Annotated in this window: 22 protein-coding genes and 1 tRNA gene; 17 read left to right on the forward strand and 6 right to left on the reverse strand. The window is 34.8% G+C overall.

Annotated elements, in window-relative coordinates:
• The first annotated feature begins 138 nt into the window (after positions 1 to 138).
• From ACQH3L_RS01160 to ACQH3L_RS01200, 9 genes are all read left to right on the forward strand, one after another.
• Positions 139 to 1,560 (forward strand): carboxypeptidase, encoded by a 1,422-nt coding sequence (locus tag ACQH3L_RS01160; protein WP_425384873.1) that lies wholly within the window; start codon positions 139 to 141, stop codon positions 1,558 to 1,560.
• A 23-nt stretch (positions 1,561 to 1,583) separates the two neighbouring features.
• A complete protein-coding gene (locus ACQH3L_RS01165) occupies positions 1,584 to 2,660 on the forward strand; it encodes a rod shape-determining protein (protein ID WP_007548791.1) in 1,077 nt (358 codons plus the stop codon).
• 202 nt (positions 2,661 to 2,862) lie between these two features.
• Positions 2,863 to 3,975 (forward strand): tRNA 2-thiouridine(34) synthase MnmA, encoded by a 1,113-nt coding sequence (gene mnmA / locus ACQH3L_RS01170; RefSeq protein ID WP_038199627.1) that lies wholly within the window; start codon positions 2,863 to 2,865, stop codon positions 3,973 to 3,975.
• A gap of 1,078 nt (positions 3,976 to 5,053) precedes the next feature.
• Positions 5,054 to 6,277, forward strand: a complete 1,224-nt coding sequence (locus tag ACQH3L_RS01175) for a WD1261 family protein (protein ID WP_208571592.1) — start codon at positions 5,054 to 5,056, stop codon at positions 6,275 to 6,277.
• A gap of 59 nt (positions 6,278 to 6,336) precedes the next feature.
• Positions 6,337 to 6,843 carry an inorganic diphosphatase gene (gene ppa, locus ACQH3L_RS01180; protein ID WP_010082061.1) on the forward strand — a complete coding sequence of 169 codons (507 nt, stop codon included), beginning with the start codon at positions 6,337 to 6,339 and terminating at the stop codon, positions 6,841 to 6,843.
• Positions 6,844 to 7,242: 399 nt separating this feature from the next.
• A tRNA-Ser gene (locus ACQH3L_RS01185) sits at positions 7,243 to 7,333 on the forward strand.
• 176 nt (positions 7,334 to 7,509) lie between these two features.
• The gene (locus ACQH3L_RS01190) at positions 7,510 to 8,655 is read left to right on the forward strand and encodes a SurA N-terminal domain-containing protein (protein ID WP_095742874.1); all 1,146 of its coding nucleotides are present in this window, start codon (positions 7,510 to 7,512) and stop codon (positions 8,653 to 8,655) included.
• A gap of 97 nt (positions 8,656 to 8,752) precedes the next feature.
• Entirely contained in the window at positions 8,753 to 9,373 is a 621-nt protein-coding gene (locus ACQH3L_RS01195) for a hypothetical protein (RefSeq protein ID WP_006279429.1), read from the forward strand.
• Entirely contained in the window at positions 9,357 to 9,908 is a 552-nt protein-coding gene (locus tag ACQH3L_RS01200; protein WP_010963143.1) for a 5-formyltetrahydrofolate cyclo-ligase, read from the forward strand. The genes ACQH3L_RS01195 and ACQH3L_RS01200 overlap by 17 nt, the downstream gene beginning before the upstream one ends.
• A 36-nt stretch (positions 9,909 to 9,944) precedes the next feature.
• Here ACQH3L_RS01200 and ACQH3L_RS01205 read toward each other — a convergent pair whose 3' ends face one another.
• Positions 9,945 to 10,979 carry a hypothetical protein gene (locus tag ACQH3L_RS01205; protein WP_425384874.1) on the reverse strand — a complete coding sequence of 345 codons (1,035 nt, stop codon included), beginning with the start codon at positions 10,977 to 10,979 and terminating at the stop codon, positions 9,945 to 9,947.
• A 136-nt stretch (positions 10,980 to 11,115) separates the two neighbouring features.
• Here ACQH3L_RS01205 and elbB point away from each other — a divergent pair, with 136 nt between their 5' ends.
• Together elbB and ACQH3L_RS01215 are read left to right on the forward strand one after the other, a co-directional pair.
• Positions 11,116 to 11,823, forward strand: coding sequence for an isoprenoid biosynthesis glyoxalase ElbB (gene elbB, locus ACQH3L_RS01210; RefSeq protein WP_425384875.1), 708 nt, complete (start codon positions 11,116 to 11,118; stop codon positions 11,821 to 11,823).
• A 175-nt stretch (positions 11,824 to 11,998) separates the two neighbouring features.
• Positions 11,999 to 12,307 carry a hypothetical protein gene (locus ACQH3L_RS01215; protein WP_425384876.1) on the forward strand — a complete coding sequence of 103 codons (309 nt, stop codon included), beginning with the start codon at positions 11,999 to 12,001 and terminating at the stop codon, positions 12,305 to 12,307.
• 2 nt (positions 12,308 to 12,309) lie between these two features.
• Here ACQH3L_RS01215 and ACQH3L_RS01220 read toward each other — a convergent pair whose 3' ends face one another.
• On the reverse strand, positions 12,310 to 13,857 hold the full coding sequence (locus ACQH3L_RS01220) for a peptidoglycan D,D-transpeptidase FtsI family protein (protein ID WP_070357019.1): 1,548 nt from the start codon (positions 13,855 to 13,857) through the stop codon (positions 12,310 to 12,312).
• 20 nt (positions 13,858 to 13,877) lie between these two features.
• Here ACQH3L_RS01220 and ispH point away from each other — a divergent pair, with 20 nt between their 5' ends.
• From ispH to hemA, 5 genes are all read left to right on the forward strand, one after another.
• A complete protein-coding gene (ispH, locus tag ACQH3L_RS01225; RefSeq protein WP_010963148.1) occupies positions 13,878 to 14,807 on the forward strand; it encodes a 4-hydroxy-3-methylbut-2-enyl diphosphate reductase in 930 nt (309 codons plus the stop codon).
• A gap of 661 nt (positions 14,808 to 15,468) precedes the next feature.
• Positions 15,469 to 15,738 (forward strand): hypothetical protein, encoded by a 270-nt coding sequence (locus ACQH3L_RS01230; protein ID WP_244663114.1) that lies wholly within the window; start codon positions 15,469 to 15,471, stop codon positions 15,736 to 15,738.
• Positions 15,739 to 16,182: 444 nt separating this feature from the next.
• The gene (gene htpG, locus ACQH3L_RS01235) at positions 16,183 to 18,078 is read left to right on the forward strand and encodes a molecular chaperone HtpG (protein ID WP_425384877.1); all 1,896 of its coding nucleotides are present in this window, start codon (positions 16,183 to 16,185) and stop codon (positions 18,076 to 18,078) included.
• Positions 18,079 to 18,116: 38 nt separating this feature from the next.
• Positions 18,117 to 20,882, forward strand: coding sequence for a host RNA manipulator TomO (locus ACQH3L_RS01240; protein WP_425384878.1), 2,766 nt, complete (start codon positions 18,117 to 18,119; stop codon positions 20,880 to 20,882).
• A gap of 64 nt (positions 20,883 to 20,946) precedes the next feature.
• Complete coding sequence (gene hemA, locus ACQH3L_RS01245; RefSeq protein WP_006279721.1) at positions 20,947 to 22,155, forward strand: 5-aminolevulinate synthase; 1,209 nt, start codon at positions 20,947 to 20,949, stop codon at positions 22,153 to 22,155.
• A gap of 118 nt (positions 22,156 to 22,273) precedes the next feature.
• Here the strand turns inward: hemA and ACQH3L_RS01250 are convergent, their stop codons facing one another.
• From ACQH3L_RS01250 to ACQH3L_RS01265, 4 genes are all read right to left on the reverse strand, one after another.
• Positions 22,274 to 22,969, reverse strand: a complete 696-nt coding sequence (locus ACQH3L_RS01250) for an inositol monophosphatase family protein (protein ID WP_006279720.1) — start codon at positions 22,967 to 22,969, stop codon at positions 22,274 to 22,276.
• Positions 22,970 to 22,977: 8 nt separating this feature from the next.
• Entirely contained in the window at positions 22,978 to 23,544 is a 567-nt protein-coding gene (gene efp / locus ACQH3L_RS01255; RefSeq protein WP_425384879.1) for an elongation factor P, read from the reverse strand.
• Positions 23,545 to 23,606: 62 nt separating this feature from the next.
• Positions 23,607 to 24,113, reverse strand: a complete 507-nt coding sequence (rimM, locus tag ACQH3L_RS01260; protein WP_006279718.1) for a ribosome maturation factor RimM — start codon at positions 24,111 to 24,113, stop codon at positions 23,607 to 23,609.
• A 14-nt stretch (positions 24,114 to 24,127) separates the two neighbouring features.
• A complete protein-coding gene (locus ACQH3L_RS01265) occupies positions 24,128 to 25,303 on the reverse strand; it encodes an aspartate aminotransferase family protein (RefSeq protein WP_010963155.1) in 1,176 nt (391 codons plus the stop codon).
• 65 nt (positions 25,304 to 25,368) lie between these two features.
• On the opposite strand from ACQH3L_RS01265, the gene ACQH3L_RS01270 reads away from it, so the two are divergent.
• Complete coding sequence (locus ACQH3L_RS01270; protein ID WP_317050438.1) at positions 25,369 to 26,796, forward strand: HAMP domain-containing sensor histidine kinase; 1,428 nt, start codon at positions 25,369 to 25,371, stop codon at positions 26,794 to 26,796.
• Positions 26,797 to 26,955: the final 159 nt, after the last annotated feature.

The raw sequence follows: 26,955 nt of genomic DNA on the forward strand, positions 1-26,955 counted from the left end.
TGCTGGACTCTGAGTAGAAAAATCCAATAAAAGAACAAAAAGTACAATTTTTTATTGTACTTTAAGCAAATATACTTTTAACTTTATTATTAATCTATTACGGTATTAAACAGATGTTTTCTAAAATAATGAACAAATATGCAATCTTATAAGTTTTTAGAGGAAGTATTATATAGGGTAAAGAATATCGAAAATACGCTAAAAGTACTAAACCAAAGCCAATTGAATGTAGAGGACAAAGTTGAACAAATGAGTCTTCTAGAAGAAATCAGACATGAAATTATCTCTCATGACGCAATAAAGGAATCATTAGCAGATGCTCTTGGTAACAAAAAAAGTGCAAATACTCAGCAGCTAAAGTTAATAGAGAGAATACATAAAAGCAACAGTGCTGTTCCTATTGATTTAGTAAAGTCTTTATCCAAAGCTAAGGTTGAATGCCAAAATTTATGGAAGCTATCTCATTCTGAAACCAGTAACTTAGAAAAACTAAAAGAACGTTTTACTGATTTAATCACACTCATTCGCGAAGTAGCTTCTATAAAATCGCAGCAATTAAAATGTTCAAAATACGACTCACTGCTTGCTGACTATGACTCTGATATCACAGAAAAGAATATAAGGGAAGTATTCCCCAAGGTAGGCAAATTTTTTAGCGAAAATGTAGATAAAATAATTGAAAAGCAGAAAAAGGATAAGGTTACTAATATACAAAAAGTTGCTACTCAGAAACAGATTGAACTTGGCTCATTATGTTTACAGCAAATGGGTATTGCACTAAATGAGATTCGTACTTCTTATTACTACCCTATAGATTATGATGAATCTGATTTTTGTTATGGTTTATTTTCACTTTTACGGCATAGTGGTTATGCAATTTATCAAAAATGTTTAGCGCAAAATTCTATAAGTAGTCCAATTACGAGACATGTTATGTATGAAACTCAAGGGTTATTCATGGAAAGGATGATTGGAACATCCAGAGAATTTATTGAGTTTATTCAACCACACATAAAAGAGAAATTTGCTATAAAAGGCAAAACTAACGAGAAAGTTAGCAGTGTTGAAAATTTGTACTTGATTTTCAATGAAATAAACCTTTCTTCTTTTTTAAAAAATGCAGATGAATTTAGTCTGTTAGCTCATATTATGTTGAGAACTAGGTTAGAACAAGATATAATAAATGGTACATTGGAAGTCAAAGACCTGCATGATGCGTGGCTGGAAGGTATGAAGCACTATAAAATTCCAGTAAAAGCTGAAAATGAGCTAAACACTTATTTTCAAGATGAATATTGGGCAAGCGGTGTTATGGGCTACTTTCCTATAAAAATTATTGCTTTAATTGCTGCTGTGCAGATTTTCTCTTGCGTTAAAAAGAATCATTACGAATCATTAAGTGCTATAATAAAAGGAGATTTTAGTTTACTTATCAGTTGGTTATCTCAAAATATATACAGTGCAAAGTGTGGCCTGGAACTGCTAAAAAAAGTAACAGGTAAGGGTTTAGACGTTGAGTGTGTTACTTACTACTTATCTGAAAAGTATAATTTGTCTTAATAAATGGTTTTCTTGAGTTATGTATGAATTTTGTTCGAAAATTAACCGGAAAGTTTTATAGCCTTTTTACTTTCAAAGGTTTGTTTGCTAGCGATATTGCTATAGACCTTGGTACTGCAAACACTTTAGTTTATCAGAAAAATCAGGGAATAGTGCTTGATGAGCCTTCAGTTGTAGCAAGAATAAAAGAAAAAGGAAGTTACGTTCCTTATGCTTTTGGTAAAAAAGCTAAAATGATGCTTGGGAAAACGCCTGGAGAAATAGAGGCGATAAGGCCCTTAAAGGATGGAGTTATTGCTGATTTTAAAAGTGCGGAAGAAATGCTAAAATATTTCATACGCAGTGCAAACACAAAATTCACTGTTAATAAACCTAATATTATCATATGCGTTCCATCTGGATCCACGCCAGTTGAAAGGCGTGCTATACAAGATGCAGCAGAAAGTGCTGGTGCAAATGAAGTATTTTTAATTGAAGAACCAATGGCTGCAGCAATCGGAGCTGGGCTCCCGGTTACTGAACCTGAGGGTTCTATGATTGTTGATATAGGAGGCGGTACAACTGAAGTTGCAATTATTTCTTTAGGCGGAATTGTTTATTCACGTTCTGCCAGAGTAGGTGGCGATATTATGGATGAGGCAATAAAGTCATATATTCGTGAAAATCATAAATTATTAATCGGTGAAACAACCGCTGAGAAAATTAAGAAAAGCATAGGTTCAGCCAGTCTGCCAGGTGAAAATAACAAAGAGGGAATGATAATTAAGGGCAGGGATTTAGTGAGTGGCATGCCAAAAGAAATGCTTTTATCAGAATACCAAGTTGCAGAGAGTTTAATAGAGCCTGTACATCAGATAATTTCTGCTATTAAGACTGCGCTGGAGAGCACTCCACCTGAACTTTCTTCTGATATAGTCGATAGAGGAATAGTTTTATCCGGTGGTGGTGGATTATTACGTAATCTAGGTAAAGTTATCAGTGAAACAACAAAATTACCGGTTCGTGTTGCAGATGACCCACTTTGTTGTGTTGCTCTGGGTAGCGGAAAAGTGCTTGAAAACATGGATTATTTTGGCCATGTTTTATTTAAGCAGGATTAAATTATTTTTAAAGGTAGTTCATCGAATTTTATAGCAAATTTTACCTCAAGCATAAAGATGTCATCCAAGTAGCCAACACTGGGATCCAGAAAAATTGACTATAAACAAGTATGCTGTTTCGATGAAATTGTGTAATAGAAACTAGATTCCAGTGTCAGCTACTTGCATGACACCAAGTTTGTGTTTATAAATTAAGGCGATTATGCTAAAAGAATTTGAAATAGAACCTCTGCTAAAAGATAAAGCTCCGCACCAGACCAAGGCTGTTGTTGCAATGTCCGGGGGAGTTGATAGCTCCGTTGCTGCAGCACTGCTACATAACCTTGGGTACAAAGTGGTAGGTGTGACTCTTCAACTCTATGGCACCGACGGTAATGCTAACGCAAGAAAGGGCGCATGCTGCGCTGGACAGGATATTTATGACGCTAAGCGTGTAGCTGAAAGTGTTGGCTTTCCTCACTATATTTTAAACTATGAGGAAATATTCAAAAAGGAAGTAATAGAGGATTTTGCGAGTACCTATATGCGTGGGGAAACTCCCATACCATGCGTGAGATGTAACCAAACGGTAAAATTTCGTGATCTATTGCAAGTTACAAAAAATCTTGGTGCGGATGTGCTCGTAACAGGACATTACGTGAGAAGGTTAGAAAAAAATGGTGAGGTAAAGTTGTGCAGAAGCATTGATAAAAGTAAAGATCAAAGTTATTTTTTGTTTGCTACAACTCAAGAGCAATTGAAGCTTTTGCGATTTCCACTAGGTGGGTTCTATAAAAGTGATATAAGAAAATTAGCAAAGTATTTCAGCTTACAAATTTCTGAAAAGCAGGACAGTCAAGATATATGCTTTGTTTCCGAAAGCTATAGTAAAACAATAGCTAAATTAGCTCCACAATCTGTACAGAAAGGTAAAATAGTGGATGTTAATGGAAAAGTGCTAGGCGAGCACAGTGGCATAGTAAATTTTACAGTGGGGCAAAGAAAGGGCTTGGGTATCGCACACAATGAACCTCTTTATGTGATAAAAATTAATACAGAAAATAATGAGGTTATAGTAGGTCCGATCAACGTATTAATGCAAAAAAAAATATTGATCAAGGAGTTAAATTGGTTAGAACAACCAAAGGAAGGTATGGAAGTAACTGTGAAGCTGAGATCATCACATGTGGGAAGTTTAGCAACAATACATTCAACTGACGAAAAAAATAAAGCCTGTGTCATTTTAAACGACGATTACTTTGGCATCAGTCCAGGTCAAGCCTGTGTAGCGTATAAAGATGAGCAAGTTATCGGCGGTGGATGGATATGCTCTTAACTAAAAGCTTTAATGCAGAGTGTAAACATACAATAGACTTCTTGCATAACCATATAACAGAAACGAAAAAACTTGCTTGACAAACTCCGCCAGCCCCCTTATCATGAAACTGAAGCTATTTATTTATCTTCTCTGTACAGATTAAATGACAAAAAAACTCACGTATCTGGCGTCTCATGTTTAATTTTTTGCACTATGTGCACTCTATGTCTTTATCAAATTTCTGGGTTTTTACCTACACAAGCTGAAATACGCTTATAAAGCATTTAAAACATTAAAAAACGCCAACTTAAAAAATGGATAGTGAATAACTAGCTACCCTAGGGTTTCTTTTGCCTTTTTTTCTGTTTAGTAAATTTCTTAACGTTTATAATTTAGATTAGTTGCGGCTTAAAAGCAGCTAAATCGCGGTTATTAAGTGTTTAGAATAAAAAAACGCCATACTTGAAAGTATAATGTAAGTAATTAGCCAACCACGGGGCTTCTTTTGCCTTTTTTTTCGTTTGGTAAATTTCTTAATGTTTGTAGCTAAACGACAACCGTCATCCCGCTAGCGGGATCTCTTGTTAGTGGCTGAGAGATACCGCGAATGAATCGCGGTATGACGGTTCGCGGCAGCATAAAGATAAGTCTCGTCATCCCACTGCTTGTTAGCGGGATCTGGAGATACCGCGGCGGTATGACAGTTCGTGGCAGCATGAAGATAAGCTCGTCATCCCGCTAGCGGGATCTCTTGTTAGCGCCGCGGCGGTATGACGTAGGATTGTTGTCATTTCGCTACTTGTTAGCGGCTAAGAGATACCGCGGCGGTATGACGGTTCGTGGCAGCATAAAGATAAGTCTCGTCATCCCGCTACGTGTTAGCGGGATCTATGTTGAGAGATACCGCGAATGAATCGCGGTATGACGGTGTAGATAGTATCCCGCTGCGTGTTAGCGGGATCTCTTGTTAGTGCCGCGGCGGTATAGCTATACCTTTTTCTACTTAGTTTGGGTTATGCAAGAAGTCTAATAACATTTATTGCTATTTTGCCATGTATCCCTTATACTATAAAGTAGAACATTATAGGTTTCAGCAATGATAAAAGAAATTGAAGAACTAATAAAAATTGTTGGTAAGGGTAATTTATTAGAGACGTTATTTATTTTTTTAGGTAGCTTTCAACATGCTGACTTAGGTCGTTTTATGGATCACAGAAATCATTTTGGTTTGTCTGAATTCATTAGAAAAAAAGAGGAACCATTAGATAAATATTTTAACTTAAAATTTAGTCTACAAGGGCTGTTTTTAATTTATGCTCAAGCTTATCAAATTCTAAGTGAAAACAATAACCTGAATACTAAAGATGTCATAGATAAAATATATGAAGTTATTAAAGGATCTGAGTTAAATGAATATATAAATGAAGTAGTAGATGGAAGAAAATTAGATTTACTTAACATCTTAGCAAATCCAAAGAGAGAACCAATATTTAAAACAGAAGAAGATTTTGAAAATAAAGTACTCATTGGTCTTAGAAAGTTACTAAGTGAAGGAAATACATTAAACAAATATGACAGAGAATTTGCATTAAATAAGTGCGTTATCAGCAGCTATTATTCCATTCATGACATAAAAGCAGATAAAGATATAGCATTGTTCTTTTCTTTGGGTGGTCACTATAAAGAACTTTCGTCATCTAACAAAACAGTAAAAAGAGAAGTATTAGAGATATGTGAGAATCAGTTAATAGAGAGCTATATAATGTTCTTAGCTGGCAAACTACACATGATCGGATTATCAAGTAGAGATAAATATACAATCGACCATGAGAATGTGGATCGGCAAGAGAAAGCATTGAAAATGGATGGATTAATATATCCTATAAATACAAAAAACACCCTAGAGCAACTGTTAAAAAACCAAAATAGTGATGAATTTGAACAATTAATAACGAGCCCTGATAATATATACTACTCAGTGCTGCAAGAAGAGAATGAATGTAGGCCAAATCCTATCACCAGCAAGAAAAAAGAAAAAGACCATAAAAACACAGTCTGTAAACTTATTTTAGGTATGTTTGTATTATCTGTTGGGTTATATGTTGCTGATTATTTCTTTATGGAGCAAAAATTATTTAATCCAATAAAAGGTGTCCTACCACAGGATAATTTTGCTAATCTAGTAATTGCTGCAGTGCTTACTATCGTAATAGTATATGCTTTATTTCAATTATCACAGGAACCACCACTTTCAACAGTCAATAAGATGACGAATGAAAATTTAGGACAGCCCGTGCAAAATAAGTTTAGAATTACATAAATGTAGCAACTTAAAAGCATATATTGTATAATGCTTATTCTTAAGTTAAGAGGTAATTTATGGATTTAAGTAAAATAACAGCAGGACCAAATGCGGTGAATGTGGTAATTGAAATAAGTGCGAATGCTGAGCCTGTAAAGTATGAATTTAATAAAGAGTTTAGGTTGTTACAAGTTGACAGATTTTTATCTACCTCAATGACTTATCCTTGCAATTATGGGTTTGTACCAAATACCTGCGCAGGTGATGGTGATCCTGTGGATGTTTTGGTGCTAACTCAATTTCCCTTAGCATCTAGTGTTTTAATATCGGTGCGTCCAATAGGCGCATTACTCACTAAAGATGAAAAAGGAGAAGATGAGAAAATATTAGCAGTGCCTGTTTCCAGTGTTGATAGCTATTATGACAATATAAAGGACTATTCTGACTTATCTAAAAGCCTACTAGATAAAATTACTCATTTCTTTTCTCATTATAAAGATCTGGAAAAGGGAAAAACGGTAGCAGTTGGAGAATGGGTTGGTGTGGAAGAAGCAAAGAAAATCATTGAAAAAAGCAGAAATTAGTTTTTATTGATTTATAGCTAAAGTGGCTTAGGTTTGCCCACAATTTGAAAAACAACAAATTCGTCATTCCGCTACTTGTTAGCGGAATGTATACCGCGCACAACTGTACGAACATTGCAATATGGCACATAGTAAACGATGTCATTCCAGTGCGTGACACTGGGATCCAGACTTTCCGTAAAAACGTTATATTTTAACATAACACTTATATGCTCACCAACTTAGTGCTAATCAAAATCCTGGATCCCAGTGTCTGGGCACTGGGATGACAAGAAAGGGAGTACTGGAATTTTTGTTTCAGCATTAGCCATGCATCTGAACAGATACAAATATTGCAATTAAAAGCATTAGACAGGTGGTAGAGGTCTTGGTATTATATAATCTTTAGGTTCTAAATTTGGAAGGGTGGCCGAGCGGCTGAAGGCGGCGGTTTGCTAAACCGTTATACGACCCAAAAGTCGTATCGAGGGTTCGAATCCCTCTCCTTCCGTATACTGTTTTTAGCACGGTTTAAATTCGCTATATTAGCATGTTTTTAGCCTATTTACCAGCGTACCTGATTTTGTTGCAATGGTTTTTATTTCCATTGTCACTGAGATCACTATTAAAAAGTTGGCTAGCATTGACTCAGTATTTATTATAGAATTGGTTATTAACTTTACTTGTATGTATAAAATACTAATTTTACTGTTGATAGTGTTGCCACTTAGGTTGCTTGCAACCGAGATTGAAATTGTTGCAGATGTAAATGGTGAACCAATTTCAAATTTAGATATCGAAAAACGCATCAACTTTATAAATTCATTGTTTGGCACTCAAAGTGTTAATCAAAAAGAAGCAAAGCCTCAAGTGCTTAGGGAGCTAATAGACGAAATTATCATTATCAATGAAGCACAGAGGCTGAATATAAAATTGAGCAACGAGGAGTTAGATAATGCTATTATGTTATTTTTAACCCAAAGTTTTAAACTTAAGGCTAATGAAGTTGATCAATACATAGAGAAGCATAATATAGATCTTGGTATTTTAAGAAAACAAATAAAATGTCAGTTACTGTGGAGCAAAATTATTGAAGTAAGAATTGTGCCATTTATTAATATAAGCGATAAAGAAGTAGATGATGTAAAAAGGCAAACAGAAAAGCCGGATTATCTTATCACGTTCCAAGAGTTTATAATTCCTGATCAAAAAGACAAGGACGTTTATGGTATAGCTGAAGATTTAGTAAAAAAATTACGCAACAGTGATAACCCAGAATCTCCAATAAAGATGCGTAAAGCAACAGTTAATTTAAGTCAGCTAAAAGGAAAACTCAAGAGCGTTTTAGAAGGATTAGAAACCAGCGACATAGCAGGTCCATTCAGTTTCAGTGAAGGTTACTCCGTTATAAAAGTAATAGATAAAGTACAACTTAATCATGCACTGCTGGAAAGCACTTTAAAATTAAAACAGATTGTGGTTGAAGGTTCAGAAAGTTTATTAGATAATCTCAAGGAGCAAAAGGTCAGTTGTTTAAATTTTGATAAATTGGCAGATAATTTTAAGCTGCCAAACGCAAAAGAATTTGAAATAAAAATGCGAGATTTAAATCCTGATTTACAGATTTTATTTAGTAAAACAAGTGTGAATGAAATAGTAGAATTGAGAGAAAATGGCACTGCAAAGTTGATGATGTTGTGTGATATCAAGAGTAATGTAGCGGGTATAGAAGCAATCAAACAGAAAATGTACCAACAAAAGATTATGATACAAAGCAACTTGTTATTAGATGATATGCGTAAAAATGCAGCTATCAGTTATCGGTATAGTTGAAGTCAGAGAGTGTTCTTGTCTTTGTGTATAGAACTATATAAATTACTTTGTTCTATAAAATTTCAAAAAATTTGAACAAATGCAGTTAAAATAGCACATGAAGAATATAATGCTAATTGGTGGTGGAGTTGGAAATGCAGTGTTATTTTCGATAGGGAAGGCATGTCTTGAAAATAATAACAAGGTTTTGTACTTTGCTGGCTATAAGAAGTTAAGTGATGTATTTAAACGAGCACTGATAGAGCGTGCATCAAATGCAGTAGTTTGGGCATGTGAAGAAGGATTGATAGAAACAAGCAGAGATCAAGATAAATCCTTTCATGGTAATATAGTTGATGCAATAGTCTCTTATCAACAAGGAAGATTAGGTATTAATTTGAACGTTATAGATAAAATTATCACTATTGGTTCTGACAAAATGATGAAAGCTGTGAATGAAGCTAGAAAAACAATTTTAAAGCCATATCTGAAATCAGGCCACATAGCGATATCATCAGTTAATTCTCCTATGCAGTGTATGATGAAAGAAATCTGCGCTCAGTGTGTGCAGCAACATATAAATGCGAAAACAGGAGAAAGGAGTTTTGTTTATAGTTGCAGTAATCAAGACCAGGATATGGGGTGTGTTGACTTTGACTTTTTAAGTGAGCGCTTGAAGCAAAATAGTTTACAAGAAAAACTTACTGCAAAATGGATAGATCATGTTCAAAGATATTAAACAGCACAAAAAGGAAATAAGAGAGCAATATAGAGCTATAAGAAAAGATATTGATGAAAGTTATTCCAGTTATGCGGCAAATTCCCTTATTAATCTCTTTAATCAGAACTTAAGCTACGTTAAAGGCAAAACAATAGCAGCTTACATTCCAATGGATGAGGAAATAGATGTTGTGCCTTTGATGCATAGTTTACTCGATTTAGATTATAAAGTAGCAATTCCTAATAAAAATAAGTTACTAAAATTTGAGGAATGGAACAAAACAAATGAAGACGTAATTCCCGACACAATCATTACTCCTGTTATTGCTTTTGATGATCATTTTAATAGATTGGGTTTTGGCGGTGGTTGGTATGATACAATGATAGAAAAACTGCGGCCACTTGGAAAAATATTTATAGGTGTAGCCTATGAGAAACAATATTGTAAAGATTTACCTGTAGAAAAACATGATCAAAAATTGGATATTATAATCACTGAGATGTGTGTTAGATGTGGAAGTGGATTGCTCAAAAAAGTGGATAAAAAAGAATAGATCTCTACCTTTTCCATTCCCTCCCTCTCCAAGCCATCAGAGGGTTTTGGTTTCTCCTGTACTCGCTTGTTCAGAACTTGGACTATCTAATTGAGGAACTGGTGACTTCATTTGGTTAACTTTATCATTAACCATTTTTTCTACCTCCTCTATTTTACCCTCACCAATGGCCATAATTTTAGATTGAAATTTCTCCATAAGTTCCTCAAGTGCTTCCTTATCACTTTCATAAGTACTAGTACCTTTTTCTCTAAGCTTTTTCATGTCATCTTCTGAAAAATTTTGAATAGTTCCATTCTTTACTAACTCTTGTATAGCAGATCGCTGCCCTTCATTTTGAAGCATGCCTATGACCTTTGCTTTACTCTGGGCGTTTTTTATTTTTTCACCTTCTTCGGACATATTATAGCCTATAATCTCTTGAGCCAAACTGTTGTATAATTTACTAAAGTTATCTTTTTTTGGCCCAACCTCAGGCAATTTATCCCCTAAATTTTTAGATAAACTTTTCACTGCTTTTCCTGCATCAATCGCACCTTCTTTTATTTTTTCCCCTGCCTTTACTATACCTATTCCTGCATAACGTGCTCCAATACCTACAAGTGCTATTAATGTAGCAAGCACAATAAGTGGAGAAAATGCTGCTCCTAATACCATTACGGCAGAAGCTATTCCAATTTTTTTATTTGCAGATGCTGATTTAAAATAATTGACTAAATTGTCCAGTGGACCTTTATTATTATTTATAACATTACTTATTGCTTGCTGATTAACAGATTTTAACGCCTCTTCTATTATTTTTGAGTCAACATTTTCAGAAGTTAAACCTTCAAGCGCTTCTTCAATGAATTTTATAAATAATTCTTTGTTGACCTCCTTTTGCAAGCCTTGGTCATTAATCGCTAAACCTAAATCTTTGAGGTTCATCCCTTTAACTTGTTCTGATAGGGTTGTAAATAACTCTTTTTTCCCCTCTTGTGAGGATTGTGCAATACTTTCTATTATATCTGAAATAGCTTTTCTTAGTTCTGGATAGTCAGTGTCAAAAAACATACTATTGCTAGATGCCATATTCAGCTTCGTTGATTATAAATATGCCTAATTATACATACTAATCATTAATTATATTATAATTGATATAACATACCCCTTTCCAAATATAGAATTTGTATTAAAATATCTAGATTATATGAAATCAAGGTACTTTATGGGTGAAAAAAAATTAAAAGCTGCTGTGGTCTTATCAGGGTGTGGTCACCTTGACGGTGCAGAGGTAAGAGAAGCGGTTTTAAGTTTGCTTGTGCTTGATCAGCAGGAAGTGGATGTTAAATGCTTTGCACCTGATATCAATATCACACAAGTTATGAATCATAGAACAAAAGAGGCAACAAAAGAAAAAAGGAATGTACTTGTGGAAGCAGCAAGAATCGCAAGAGGCGAAATATATGACTTAAAAGAAGCCAAAGCTGAAAATTTTGACATGCTAGTTGTACCTGGTGGATACGGGGTTGCGAAAAATTTATCTGACTTAGCTGAAAGTAAAGACATGGTGACAGTAATGCCTGAATTTGAAAGATTAGTTTCAGAATTTTTTGTTACAAAAAAGCCAATAGGAGCGATATGCATATCTCCAGCCATCATTGTTTCAATTTTAAGTAGCAAGATAGGTAAAGAAGAAAGTAAGGTTAAGGTAACTATAGGAGATGACAGAGAACAGTTGATAGAAAGGCTTGGCGGCGAGCACATAAAATGCGATACAGAGTTATCAATAGAAGACGAAGAACATGATGTATTTTCCTGTTCTGCTTATATGCGTAGCGACGAAAGTACATACTCTGTATATCAAGGGATAAAGCATATGATTGACAGCATGGTAAAAAAGATTAACAAAAAAACTAAACAGCCATTCCTATAAGGTGTACTAAATAAGACTTCTCTATTAATCACACAATTAACTGTTGAATTTTACATTTCTAGCTGTATTATGGCTACGTAGCTAAAGTAACTTAGGTTTATCGACGCTTTACTACTTGTTAGCGGTGTGGTGTAGTGGCCATATATGTTTAGTTCTTTTTTTTAAGGTATTTTGTATGTCAGATCTTTTCTATATTGAAACTACGTGTTGTGTGGACGGTCAGTGTGATGTCTATACAGGGGAAGTGAGTTTAAATGATGTCATGTTAGGCAAGTTCAGTCTAAATTCGTGCAGCGGGAAAGAAGCTATGATAAATCTAGACATTATTACATTCGATATTAATATCGCTATTGATGGTCAAAATGGAAAGAAAATAAAAAAAGACCTTAAAGGTCTTGAATTTGTAACTAAAGATGATGGTTCTTGGTATATTAATAAGGATTTTGGTGATGATAAATTTGAAGTTGTAGTAAAGCAATCATAATTTTACATCTCAGGTGTAACATTTAGTATAGGCGCTATTCTATTTATAATGTTCTTTACTATAGGCGCAGCAATTATTCCCCCGGTATGGTGCATCCCTTGAGGCTCATCAATAGCAATTAGCACTATGTACCTTGGGTCAAGCATAGTTAGCACTCCTATAAATGATGCTATGTTTGCATCTTTGCTATATTTACCATCTACAACTTTTTCCGCCGATCCAGTTTTTCCTCCTATTGAATATGCCTTTATTTTTGCTTTTCTGCCAGTGCCATCTGTTACTGCTGCACGTAATAATTTTCTCATTTCCCTGGAAGTTCTTCTTGAGATAATTTGCTCTCCTATACTTCTTTTATTCAACATCAAGGTTGCGTTATGAAATATCCCATTGTTGATTAATGCTGCTGCAGTTTGTGCAAGATGTATAGGAGTTACAGCTATGCCATAACCATAAGATGCTGTTATTAAAGTGGTTTCACTCCATTTATCCGGGATTATCGGTGTGGATTTTTCTGGTATTTCTATTTTCAAAGGAGAAAATAGCTTCATAGCTTTAAAGTATTCTACCTGTTTTTCAATACCTAGTTTGACTGCAATTTTTGCTGCACCAATGTTGGATGATTTTACAAATATATCTTGCACAGTAATTTTTGGAATTTTAGATTTATGAAAATCCTGAATTTTATACTTTCCGATGGTGATTGGTGTTGATACGTCATATAAATCGCTAGTTTTTGTAGCGTTCGCATCAAGCGCTGCGGCTATTGTAAAGTATTTTAATACCGACCCCATCTCATATACCCCAAGACTGGCGCGATTAAACTTTTGTACGTCTTCTGCCTTATTCTGTAAGTTGGGATTAAAATCAGGTAGGCTGACCATCGAGATAACTTCACTATTTCTCACATTTAAAACAATTCCTACTCCGCCAAGTGCCTGATATCTGCTTACAGCTTTAGTTAGCTCTTCATGCACTATGCTTTGCACTCGTGTATCTAAGGATAGTATTATGGGCTTTTCTTGCTCATTGTTTTTACTTATATACGCCTCAACTCCTGCAATACCATTGCCATCTATGTCAGTGTAACCAAGCACGTGTGAAAATAAATTACTGTGAGGATATATACGCTTTATGTCGTCATCAAAATTTACTCCTGGTACACCAGCGTTTTTGATCGCTAGTAATTCTTTTGGAGTCAAGTGCCGCTTTATCCAAGCAAATTTCTTTTCTGAAGTAAGTACTCTATATAAGTTCTTGTATTCGAGGTCATGCAAAGTAGAACACAGTTGTGCTGCTATACTTTCCGGATTCTTTACTTTGGTTGCATCTATATATAGTGATGTTGTGGGCACATTTGTTGCTATTACCACTCCATTTCTATCTAAAATATCAGGTTGTTTATGTACTATATTATCTTTTCTAAAATTTTCTGAAGTAGTAAGTTGATCAAATGTTAAAGAGAATATGCGAAAAATAATTATTATATAAAATATAAATAATGGTACTATAAAACACAGTGAGCGGAGCTTATTTTTAAGTAATGCTTGCATATTTACTTGATTTGACAAAAATGGAAATCATCTTAGCTGAACCACGAGGTTTTTGTGCCGGGGTAAAAAGAGCTGTGGACATATTAGCTATTACTTTAGAAAAATACAAAAACGAGCGCCAAGTTTATGTGCTACACGAAATTGTTCACAATAAATATATAGTAGAGGACTTTAAGAAACAAGGAGTGGTTTTTGTAAGCAGTATCGAGGAAATTGAAGATAATGAAGGAATACTGATCTTCAGCGCGCACGGAGTATCAAAAAATATAGAAGATGAGGCAAAAAGAAAGGGTATTCAAGTGATTGATGCAACATGTCCTTTAGTCAACAAAGTGCATAAAGAAGCAAAAAGGTATGAAAACAGTGGTAAAGAATTAATTCTCATTGGGCATGAAAACCATCCAGAAGTTAAGGGAATTAGGGGAAGAGTAAACAATCCTATCACTTTAGTGCAAACTTTGCAGGATGTATATGATTTAAAGGTTAAAGATCCAGATAATTTGTCTTATGTTACACAAACTACGTTAAGCATCGACGATACCCGTGACATTATTGCTGCCTTGAAATTAAGGTTTCCAGGCATAACAGGTCCAGATTTAAAGGACATATGCTATGCAACGCAAAACAGACAAAATGCTGTTAAAAAGCTAGCTGAAATTGTAGACATGGTATTAGTTGTAGGAAGTAAAAATAGCTCAAATTCAAACCGCTTATTAGATCTGTGCACTGCCAGAGGAAAAAGAGCCTACTTGATTGATAATTACAGCTGTGTGAATAAAAGCTGGTTTCAGGGCGTAGAAAAGATAGGAATCACCGCAGGTGCTTCCGCTCCTGACATATTAGTTGATGAATTAATAGACTACCTAAAAGTAAACCTGAGTGTAAAAATTTCAGTTATGCCAGGTGGTATTACTGAAAATGTTCAGTTTAAAATACCGAATCTGGTTTAAAACACAACTTATCTACTAAACTTCTCTTGAAATCACACAAACCAGCATCTATAGCTAAGACGTCATACCGCGATTCATTAGACTTCTTGCATAACCATATAACAAACTTTTATTGGGAATAGAAACGAAAAAACTTGCTTGACAAACTCCGCCAGCCCTCTTATCATGAAACTGAAGCTATTGTATTTGCTTTCGCCAATCTGCAGATTAAAAGGTAAGGATTACTTAATGTATCGGCGTCTTATGTTCAATTTTTTGCAGTATATAGATACTGCATGTCTTTACAAAACTTCATCTACATCTAGATTTTTATCTAAATAAGCTGAACGCGCTTATAAAGCGTTACAAGACATCAAAAAATGCCAATACTCGACAGAGATAGTAAAAGACTAGCTAATTCGGGGATTCTTTGTCTTTTTTTCTGCTTGGTAAATTTCTTAAACATTTGCAGCATAGGTTAGTTGCAATTAAAAGCAGCTAAATCTTGCTTGTCAAGCGTTTAAAACATAAAAAACGCCAATATTTTAAAGCGGATAATAACCCCAGGGCTTCTTTTGCCTTTTTTTTCGTTTGGTAAATTTCTTAATGTTTGTGGCTGAACGACAACCGTCATCCCGCTACTTGTTAGCGGGATCTCTTGTTAGCGGCTGAGATACCGCGAATGAATCGCGGTATGACGGTTCGCGGCGGCATGACGATAAGGTTTATACCTTGTCATCCCAGTGCCCAAACACTGGGATCCAGTTTTCTTTACAAATTCACCAAAAGTGTTTCATTCTATAACATAAAACCCATACTCACCAAATCCAATGCATTACTTGCAATTAAGTTTCCTGGATCCCAGTGTCTGGGCACTGGGATAACAAAGGAGGACGTTATTCCAGTGCCAAGCACTGACCATTTCTGGTCTCTTAAATTGCAACTAATCTAAGTATTAAAAAATTTACCAAACGAAAAAAAAGGCAAAAGAAGCCCTGGGGTTATTATCCGCTTTAAAATATTGGCGTTTTTTGATGTTTTAAATAGCGTATTTCAGCTTGTGTAGCTAGAAATTTGATAAAGACATGAGGTGCACATAGTGCAAAAAATTAAGCATGATTTACGCCAAATACATTAAGTTTTTTTGTCATTAATCCACTGCAGAGATTGCGAAGATAAATAAATAGCTTCAGTTTCATGATAAGGGGGCTGGCGAAGGGTGTCAAGGAAGTTTTTCGTTTCATCCAATGCGCTGCCAAAAGTTTGTTATGCAAGAGATCCCATAAATTGGGTGTCATAATAACTACACCCACATTAATTTTGGTGTACGTGACCTTGAAAGATCGTGATTCAATACTTAAATTATTAGGGTAGTAGGCAAATAATGGAGCTCAAAATGCATAATGTACAAGAAACTGAAAATTTAAAATTTGACGCTGAGGTAGGGAAAGTACTGAATATAGTGATTCATTCACTTTACACCAATAAAGACATTTTTCTGCGTGAATTAATATCAAATGCATCAGATGCATGTGATAAGTTGCGCTATGAATCTCAACTAAACCCTAATTTGCTAGATTTGAGTGACGAATTAAAAATCACTATCAGCTCCAATAAAGATAAGAACGAGCTATATATCACTGATAATGGCATTGGAATGAATAGACAGGATTTAATAGACAATCTTGGTACAATTGCAAGCTCTGGTACGCAAAAGTTCTTGGATGCGATTAAGAATAGCAAGGATTCAAGCCAAACTGTGGAGCTGATTGGGAAGTTTGGTGTTGGTTTTTACTCAAGCTTTATGGTTGCATCAGAAGTAATAGTAGAATCGAGAAAAGCTGGAGAAGAGGAGTCTTGGATCTGGCAATCCAAAGGAGATGGGGAATATTCAATCAGCAAGTCAGATAATCAAGTCCCTCGCGGAACCAAAATTACGCTCATTATGCATCCTGAAGAAAACGAGTTTTTAGATAAATTTCGTGTTGAAAATATTGTCACTACTTACTCTGATCACATAAATTTTCCTGTTGAATTTATAGACGAAGAAGGAAAAAGTGAAAAGTTAAACAGTAAGGCTGCAATTTGGACTAAGCCAAAAAATGACGTTACTCAAGAGGAGCACAACGATTTTTTCCGCAGTGTTGCCCACGTTGGCGGGGAGCCCTGGATGATATTGCATAATAAAAATGAAGGTGCAATAGAATATACAAATTTGCTTTATGTTCCTTCTATAAAACCTTTTGATTTATTCCATCCAGATAGACGTTGCTCTGTTAAGTTATATGTAAATAAAGTATTTATCACTGAAGATAATGTACAGATCATACCGCAGTATTTACGTTTCTTGAAAGGTATTGTTGATTCACCGGACTTACCTCTTAATATCAGCAGAGAAACGTTGCAGAATAATCGTGTTGTTGAGCAAATCAGGAAATCCCTCACTAAACGCGTGATATCAGAGCTCGGTAAAAAGGCAAAAGAGAATTTAGAGGAGTACACAAAATTCTGGACCAATTTTGGTGCAGTATTAAAAGAGGGTCTTTGTGAAGCTATGCCAACTGATGAGAGAGAAGCGCTGCTCTCGATTTGCAGATTTCATAGCACTGGTGATGAGAAATTAGTCAGCATTGATGACTATATAAGCAGAATGAAGCCTGAGCAGGAGCATATCTATTATCTCACTGGAAATAGCTTGGATTCAGTGAAAAACAGTCCGCAACTTGAGGGATTCGTCAGTAAAGGACTAGAAGTGCTCCTATTTGTTGATCCAGTTGATGACTTTTGGACTAGTGTAATTCATGAATACAAAGATCAGAAAATCAAGTCTGTAACCCGTGCAGATGTTGATTTGGAAAAATTCTCTTCAGAAGAAGATAAGACAGATGAAGAAAATAAATCGAATGAAGAAAAAACTGAGGAAACTATACTGCAATATTTTACCACAGTGCTTGGAGATTCAGTAAAAAGCGTAAAAATTTCCAAAAAATTGACTGATAGTCCCGTATGCCTAGCGGTTGATGAAGGTGCTATGGATCTTCGCATGGAGCGTTTTTTGCGTGAACAAAAGCAGCTAAATTACCGCACGCCAAAGGTGCTTGAAATTAATACTAAGCATCCTGTAATAAAGAGTATAATGAAATCTTATGCTGAAAGTGGTGAAAACCCAACATTGGAAGACATGATTCATTTATTATTTTACCAAGCTTGCATCGTGGAAGGTGAAGAGATGGATGATGTAAGTCTGTTTGCTAAGAGATTGAATAATTTGCTTGGCAAGATTTCTGTTTAATGCTATACTTAGCTTAGCTGCTAGTTAGGAGGTAAAACATGTTTGGTTCCAATTTTAGAGACTTTGTATCACAGGATACAACTTCACAGGGCCAATCAAATTCTGAAAGATTAATCAAAAGTTGGCATGGTTTTGAAAAACCAGATTTTGAAGATTCAGGTATTGAAGAAGAGTTTGAAGTTTTAGATAGCGAAAGTCAAGAGATACCAGCTACTCCATGTAGCACACCCTCTGAAGATCTAAGTTTAGAGAATGCAATACTTGCAAACTTTCCTGATGGTTGTGATAGGTCGTTTACCGTAGAATCAAAAGATGAAGGTTCATTTGATACCATTCCTAAAAGTTTAACTTTCGCTGAAATAACAAATATCCTAAATCAAGCTATACAAGAAGATAATTGTGAAGAACTAGACAAGGTTGTACAAAATATTGAAGATTATGAAGGCAGGTCTATTACGCTGGATAATGTAAATTTAAAGAGTTTTTGTGAGCAACAACTTAACTTAGATTTACAAGATAGAAGCGATCATCAACATATATACTCAAATGTACTATCACAGTATAAATTTGATCAGGAGAATTTTGAGTGTGATTATTCAGTAAAAGAATTGGTATTATTGGCAATTGCAGCTAATGACAAGCTAGTAGAGCAATATCAGGATTTTCTTTTTGCTGAAGAAAATTTAAGTCTTTTACCTGTACTTGTTGGTGGTCAAAAATATATTGAAGCTTTTATAGAAAAATTCCATGGTACTGATGGAGTTTATAGAAGATTAAAAGGTCAAGCTATACAACTTGTCGAACCTAATAAGATTGACTTTTTCTCAGTTATAGCACTAAGAAAAGAGCAAGAATTACTAGAGACAGTTTTTGTCGAATACGTTTTAAGAGATTTTGGACAGGTGTTAAAAACAAGTAAACCTAATCCTTTGTATGGTGCGCTTGAAACAGCATCTCTGATCAAAAATGAAGAATTCATCACGATAGTGCTAGATGCATTTGAAAGATATATTAATGAGCTAACTAAAAAAGCCTCAACAGAAGAGTTATTAAAAAAGAGCTTTGCTACCTTGTTAGAAACTGCGATAAGCCAGGAACACACATCTGTCATTGAATACCTGTGCAAACGATACACTAATAGTGCAGATCGTGCCATTTACGATGTATATGAACAAGCATTTGCAGATGATAAAGTTATTACAATACTAAGGCAACAAATCCTGAAAAACATAGGAGCTCGTGGCAGAAAAGAAATTTATGATTTAATTCTGAAAACTGCATTGGATGCTGGTAATATTGCATTTATCGAGCACTTGTGTGAAAAATGTGCTAAATGCAGCAATGATGTTATTAATTATCTTGATCATAAATCTAAAAACAACGAGTTTGATGAAATATATGAATCAATTCTGATTGCATTGTCTAATACTGAAAGTCAAGACATTATAGTCAGTGTTCTAGCTCATGTTCAAATTTATCAAAGCATACTCAATAATAAACAGCAAGTAGTCAGGCAAACCATACAAAATATACTGACAAATGCAATAAAAGAAGCTAGTTATGGAGTTGTTGTACCCTTATGTCAGCATGTTGACCTAAAATTCGCAGCTCTTCAGGCAATATGCAAGGAAGAATTTGAGAAAGCTTTACCAGTAATTGCAGAACAGCTTGAAAAAATAAGTATGGAACTTTCTCCAAGTATGACTCGTAATGAGTATCAAAAAAATAGAGATACTTTGAGTCATCTATATCTAATTAGAAATTTGTTAGAAAGTAGTAAATTAATCAATACTTCCAGTAAAGCAAATATACAGACACAAGCGAATACACAAGTTAATAAAAGAAGCAGCAGTGATAATGCAGTATCACCTGTTATAAAAGGCGATACGGCTGTAGTAAATGAAGAGAATAACAATCAACCAAGCAGTCAAAGAAACCCAAAATCCAAAAGTGCTGGCAGTCAACAGACAGAAAAAAATGTTCTTGCAGGGGAGGAAGAAAATGCTATCTTAAATAACACAGGGGTTTCAACGCAGGAGCCTTTAATTAATAATTTTGAGGAGGGTGAAATCAAAAAAGGCAGCGGAAAAAAAGGTGTTAAGCAACTTGCCAGTCCTGTTAAGAAAAAGATTGATGGACTTATAAGCAAAACCAGTACTAACTCAAGAGAAGAACTCGAAAATATTCTAAAAAGTAACTCTCCTACTCTTGTACTACAATATGTAAAAAATAAAGACGGTCCCTTTAAGGGTAAAGTAGAAGAAATTAAAAAAGAAATTAAAAACCATAATACAAAACAAGGTAATGTTAATATTTCACTGAACAACGATTTGCCAAATTCAGGAGACCAATCTACAAGTTCTAATAATACCGGAAGCAATAGTACACTTACCACAACTCCAGAAATTACGGGTTGTGAAAAGAAGTTGGGGGTAAGTGAAGTTTCTTCGAATGCTGACAATGTGTCTACAATTGGAGGTGTTATTAACAGTAAGGAAAAGCCTGCAGCAGTAGAAAAAACTAGTGCTATAAACAATCAATCAACCTCTATTACTGCAACACAAAATACGCAAAAGAGTAAGTGGCCTACCATAGCTACATGGACGTTAGCAGTATCTGGAGTTGTTTCAGGAGTAGCTATTGCAGTTTATTTGGAAATGCTAGCTGCAGGAATAGCAGTTGGAGCTTGTTGTCTGGTTGCCGCTGCAATTATATACTGCTGTACACCTAAAAGCCAAGTTGAAAACAACAAGGTTGACAAACCTTTCAACACGGGGAAAGTACCTACTGCCGTACATGTATAATAAATATAGTAGTTTACCATTTAATAATTTATTATAATTATGTTAATTATCGGTAAATAAGGACTTGGTAAACTACGAAGAAATATTCTTGAATAAAATAAAAGATATAAAAGATGAGGGGCGCTACCGTGAATTTACGCACTTTGCGTCATTACCAGGTAGGCTCCCCCACATTATGGACTATGAAAGAAATAGGGAAGTAATAGTCTGGTGCAGTAATAACTATTTGGGAATGTCACAAAATGAGAGTGTAATTGCCGCTATCCAAAATTCATCTGTTGGTGCTGGAGGAACAAGAAATATATCTGGTACAACAAAAGAGGTTGTTGAACTTGAAAAATCCTTAGCTTGTTTGCATAAAAAAGAGGCTGCTTTAACTTTTGCTTGTGGCTACCTCGCTAACCAGACAACACTTAGCACTTTATCGTCTGTTATTCCGGGCGTAGTAATTTTTTCAGACGAGAAGAACCATTCTTCGATGATAGAAGGCATAAAATCAGGAAAAAGGCCAAAACATATATTTAAACACAATGATGTTAATCATCTAGAGCAGTTACTCAAGTCTATAGACAAAAAGACACCAAAAATAATAGCACTTGAATCCGTATATTCAATGGATGGTGATGTAGCTCCGCTTAAAGAAATATGCGACCTGGCAGATCAACATAATGCAATTACCTATTTGGATGAGGTGCACGCAGTTGGCATGTATGGTTCACATGGTGGCGGAATTGCAGAAAGAGAAGGTCTGATGGATAGAATAACCGTTATTCAAGGTACACTATCAAAGGCTTTTGGAGTGATGGGTGGGTATATAGCGTCTTCAAAGAGCTTGGTAGATGTAATAAGAAGTTCCGCTCCAGGATTTATTTTTACCACTGCTATGTCGCCTGTTTTAGCAGCGGCAGCAAAGGCAAGCGTTGAGCACCTAAAATCGAGCAACATTGAAAGGGAAAAGCAAAAGCAAGTCGTTGAAAAAGTAAAAAACTCACTGAGAAATGCAGGAATTAACTTCATTCCAACAGAAACTCATATAATTCCAATAATAATTGGCAACTCAGAGTTATCCAAAAAAGCATCAAAATTATTATTTGATGAGTATGGAATATATGTTCAACATATAAATTACCCGACAGTTCCAAGAGGAACTGAGCGTTTCCGTATTACCCCTACACCTTATCATACCGATGAAATGATAGAGCATTTAACAGAATCTCTTGTAAAAGTTTTCGAAAAGTTGTCTATCTCTGTAGCCTGTTTATGCTATAGCTAGTACAGCCCTACGTCATACCGCGATTTATTCGCGGTATCTCAGCATGGATTCCGCTAACAAGTAGCGGAATGACGAGTTTTACGCTTATCAAATTGTAGGTAAACATAAATTACTTTAGCTATAGTTTTATATCTCCAGCAATGATTAGCCCGTTGTCTTCCGTTAGCCTTCCACCGCTTTCTTGCAGAAAAAGTCTACCGAGCAAGGCTTTATATTTGTTAACTCCAGAGTAAATTATTCCACTGTGCCTTCCTGCCGCAAGGTATGCAAAGCCTAAAATTGTTGAACCTATGGAGCGTACATTACTATTGCCAGGCAGCAATTTATTTAACAAATTACCACTTACATCTATTAGACCCCCTTCACGGCTTTTCACTCGCATTTTTACATGACGAGATCTAAAATCCTCAAGAAAAGCACCTTTCTTTTCTTCTGCCCAAAAAGTTTCTCTAAGAGCCGGAGCATCAATTACAGCTGCCACAACTTTATTTTTATGAATGAGACAGACTGATACTGCAAAATAAACCATGCAACTAGAAAAGTTCTCCCTGCCCTCTATAGGCATAATAAACCAGGTATAAGTGTTATCTTTTACTTCTTGATCAGTATCATCTTCAAAAATAAAACCATAGTCTCGTTTGTAGTCGTGCAAGCAATCGTATATGGTTTGCTTGGATTTTGAATAAGTTTTATTAATAAAGTCTGCTGATTTAACATTAGAAATTTGCAATTCATTAAAATCGCGCATAAGCTGCTTGGAAGCATTACGCACAGAATCAAGCATCACATTAATTCGTGGTGATGAGAGGGACATTCTTCCTTTTACTCTTTCACTCTTTCATAATAGCTGTCACCTGGAGTATATACTACAATTTTATCCTCTTCTTTTATAAATTGAGGCACGTTAACGCGCATTCCGTTTTCCAAAATTGCAGGCTTATAAGAAGCAGTAGCAGTTTGTCCTTTAATAACAGACTCTGTTTCTTTCACAGCAAGTGTAACATAATCAGGCACATGCGCAGAAATTATTTTGTCTTGATAAGCTACAACTTTAATTTTCATGTTATCCTGTAAATAATTTTTTTTTTCTCCCAATAAGTCCAAATTTATAGTGATTTGCTCGTAATTACTTGGATGCATAAGATTTACAATGTTTCCTTCAGTGAAAAGGTAAACATATTCCTCTTCATCTAAAATTGCCCTTCTGATTGTTGCATCAGAACGAAATCTTTCATAGTGTTTTGCTCCGGTTTTGATGTTTTTCATTTCGGCTTGTATGTATGCACCACCTTTACCAGGTTGAGTATGCATAATACCTACAACCAAAAATAATCCGCCGTTATGTTCCAACACCTGACCTGGTCTGATATCGTTAGCTCTTTCTGCCATAATTACATTTTCAATTTGATCTTATAATTATAAATAGCTTTATATAAATATCAAAGTCTTTATTAGTCAATAAATTCTGGTATATTTAATACTATATACCTCCCCTTTATATTTATATGTGGAAATATCTCTTTAGTGAAAGACAGCATAATACGTTTTTTTGTGCTGATAACTAAAATTTCTAATATATCCCCTGAGCCGAAATTATACACAGATTTTACATAGCCATATAATTCATTACTTTTCAGCCTTACTTCCATATCTACAAGGTCACTTTGGTAAAATTCATCCTCATCATTTAGCTCTGGTAACTTGCTTCTTTCTATATATAGCTTCTTATTCCTTAAAAGCTCTGCTTCATTACGGGAATTTACTCCGCTTATTGTAGCTATTACTAAATTATCACCTATGACGGATACTGAGTCTATTTTATAATTCTCATCACCACTTATTAGCTTACCATATAAGGAGATATTTTCAGGCTTTTCAGTAAAGGTTTTTACTTTAACAGCTCCTTTAATTCCGTGAGGAGAGGTAATAATTCCTAAGCATACCAGATTGTCGTTCATATTAATGCAAGTATCTAATCAGAAGATTTCTCAGATAAATATTGAGTCAAAATCTCGATGCCTTCATCAATCTCTTTTTCAGTGATAATGAGTGGAGGTAAAATTCTCACAACGTTATCTGATGTTACCCCAACAGTAAGCAAGCCGCGATGACTTAACTCTTCTGCAAACTTTTGATTGTCTGCTTTCACTTTTATTCCAAGCATTAACCCTTTCCCTCTTACTTCCTCTATTATTGGAAATTTACTTGCTAAGTCTTCTAGTTTATTTTTTAAGTATTTACCTCTAATTTCAACATTTTTCAAAAAGCCGGGGCTGAGCAATTCTTCGAGCACAGCATTACCTACTGAGGTTGCAAGCGGATTGCCACCAAAAGTGGAACCGTGCATACCGACCGCCATATATTTAGCAGCATTTTCAGTTGCAAGACAAGCCCCCAGCGGAAACCCCCCGCCTATTCCCTTTGCAAGAGCACATATATCAGGTTCCACTCCTATATGTTCGTATGCGAATAATTTTCCTGTCCTACCAGCACCGCATTGTACGCAATCAAAAAATAACAATATGTCATTTTCATCACACAGCCTTCTTAGTTCTTTCATAAAGACTTCATTCATTACTTTGATACCACCTTGCCCTTGTATTGGTTCTATTAATATAACGCCTATACCACTTGAAATTGCTTTCTTTACGCTCTCAATATTGGGCTCGATGTTATCACACCAATCAATGTAGGGATTTAGTAATTCAGAAAATTTCTGTTTATCGTTTGTAGCACAAGTTAAAAAGGTTCTTCCATGAAATGCACCATGAAATGTTAAAATTCTGTGACGATTTTTATTGCCTTTTCCATTTTGATAGATCCTAGCAATCTTAAGTCCACATTCTACTGCCTCTGATCCAGAATTTGAGAAAAATACAGTGTCAGCGAAACTATTGTTTATTAATTTTTCTGCAAAATTATTGGCAGCAGGTATATTATAGGTATTTGATATATGCCATAATTTTTCTCCTTGCAATTTAAGAGCACTAATTAATCGCGAATTAGTGTGACCTAAGCTACTAACGGCTATTCCGGAGTGAAAATCTACGTAGCGCTCACCATCAACATCATATAGGTAGATACCTTTGCCATGAGAAAAATTTATATTAACAGGAGAATAAACTGGCAAAATAGGAGAAATTGTCATAAAATATTATATGCTAAATTTTATTATTAATAACATAAAAACCGTTGTTTCACAATAAGAAGGATATGTATAAGCTAGGTAAATTGATGTTTTCTGCGTTGAAGAAAAACAAATACACAAAAGTTATTGTATTACTCTCATCGATCTTTATGATTTTATTCAGTGTGATATATTGTAATCATTTACTAAGGAGTAATTTCCTTTCTTCTTACCGTGATTCAAGTGTAAACTTAAAAAGCGTACTGGAAAATGGCATAATAAAAAAATACCATTATTTACTAATAGAAAAGCATCACATTAAATACAAAAATTTTGACTACATAAACCAACTAGTAAAACTACGTGCTGAATTATTACAATCAGTGAGCAAAGTAAAGGATTTCAGCTTAATACTGTATGATCAAAACGGCAGAATAATATTCAGTAATTTTAACACTCAAGATTATGATTATGAACAGTTACTTACAAACGATGAAATTGATAAACTATTAAGTAACCAAGAAATATTTTATACTACAGGAAATACATTAACTTCTATTTTCCCTATATTCCATGAAAATAGCGTTAAACCGTCGTTTTTTTTGAAGATTCTTCGAAACTACAATAATTCTTATGTTATAGCATATGGCCTGTTTTTAACATTTTTGGGCCTATTATTAATAATCTTAATATTAATAATGTTCTATTTGCACTTTTCTAATACCCAAATGCTAGCCAAGCAACATAAAACTAACATTGAATTACAGCAGATAAAAGAGACATTAGAGCAAGAAAATGCAAACAAGCTAAAGTTTTTTGCAAGCGTTACACATGAATTACGCACACCTCTTAATGCTATTATTGGATTTGCAGAGTTGATCAAAAATGAAACTTTAGGTTCAATGGATAACTCTCAACACAAGGAGTATGCAGACGATATATATAATGCAGGGACACACTTACTTGCCTTAATTAATGATGTGTTAGATTTTTCAAAAGCTGAATCAAGTAGTTTAACAGTAGAAAAAGTGAAGTTTAACCTGAACAAAATAATAGATTCATGTGTAAATATGCTATTGCCTAAATTAAAAGAAGCCGGGATTAATTTAAAAAAAGAGATGACTAATAAACAATTATTAGTCATTGCAGATCCCAAGAGAATGAAACAAGTTATAATAAATTTATTATCAAACTCAATCAAGTTTACTCCCAAAGATGGTTTAATAAGAATGGTGATAAAAGAAAATATAGAAAAAAACTTATTAACTATTGAGTTTCATGACAATGGAATAGGAATAATGCAGCAGGACATATATAAAGTTATGTCTGTTTTTGGCCAAGCAGATTCGGGGTATAGAAACGAAGGTACGGGCATCGGATTGCCGCTAAGCAAGAAATTAGTAGAGTTAATGGGTGGAACTTTTGACATTAAAAGTGAAGCAAAACTTGGTACTACGATAACATTGAACTTCTTTTATGAAGAACAAACATGTGAAGATTCGATTGATTTTTAATAGGATCTATTTGATATGGCCTTACATCAGACGAAAACCACACTTTATCAAGAGCGGCAAGCCGAGAAGGTAGGCAGAAATTCATCAATAAGCCCCCATCAAGAATCTTATCTGTTAGCTATATATAAAATTTGATACTCTGACTACAATATACTACTA

Origin of the sequence: Wolbachia endosymbiont (group A) of Sturmia bella (assembly GCF_964030905.1) — a bacterium.
Taxonomy (GTDB): Bacteria; Pseudomonadota; Alphaproteobacteria; order Rickettsiales; family Anaplasmataceae; genus Wolbachia; species Wolbachia pipientis.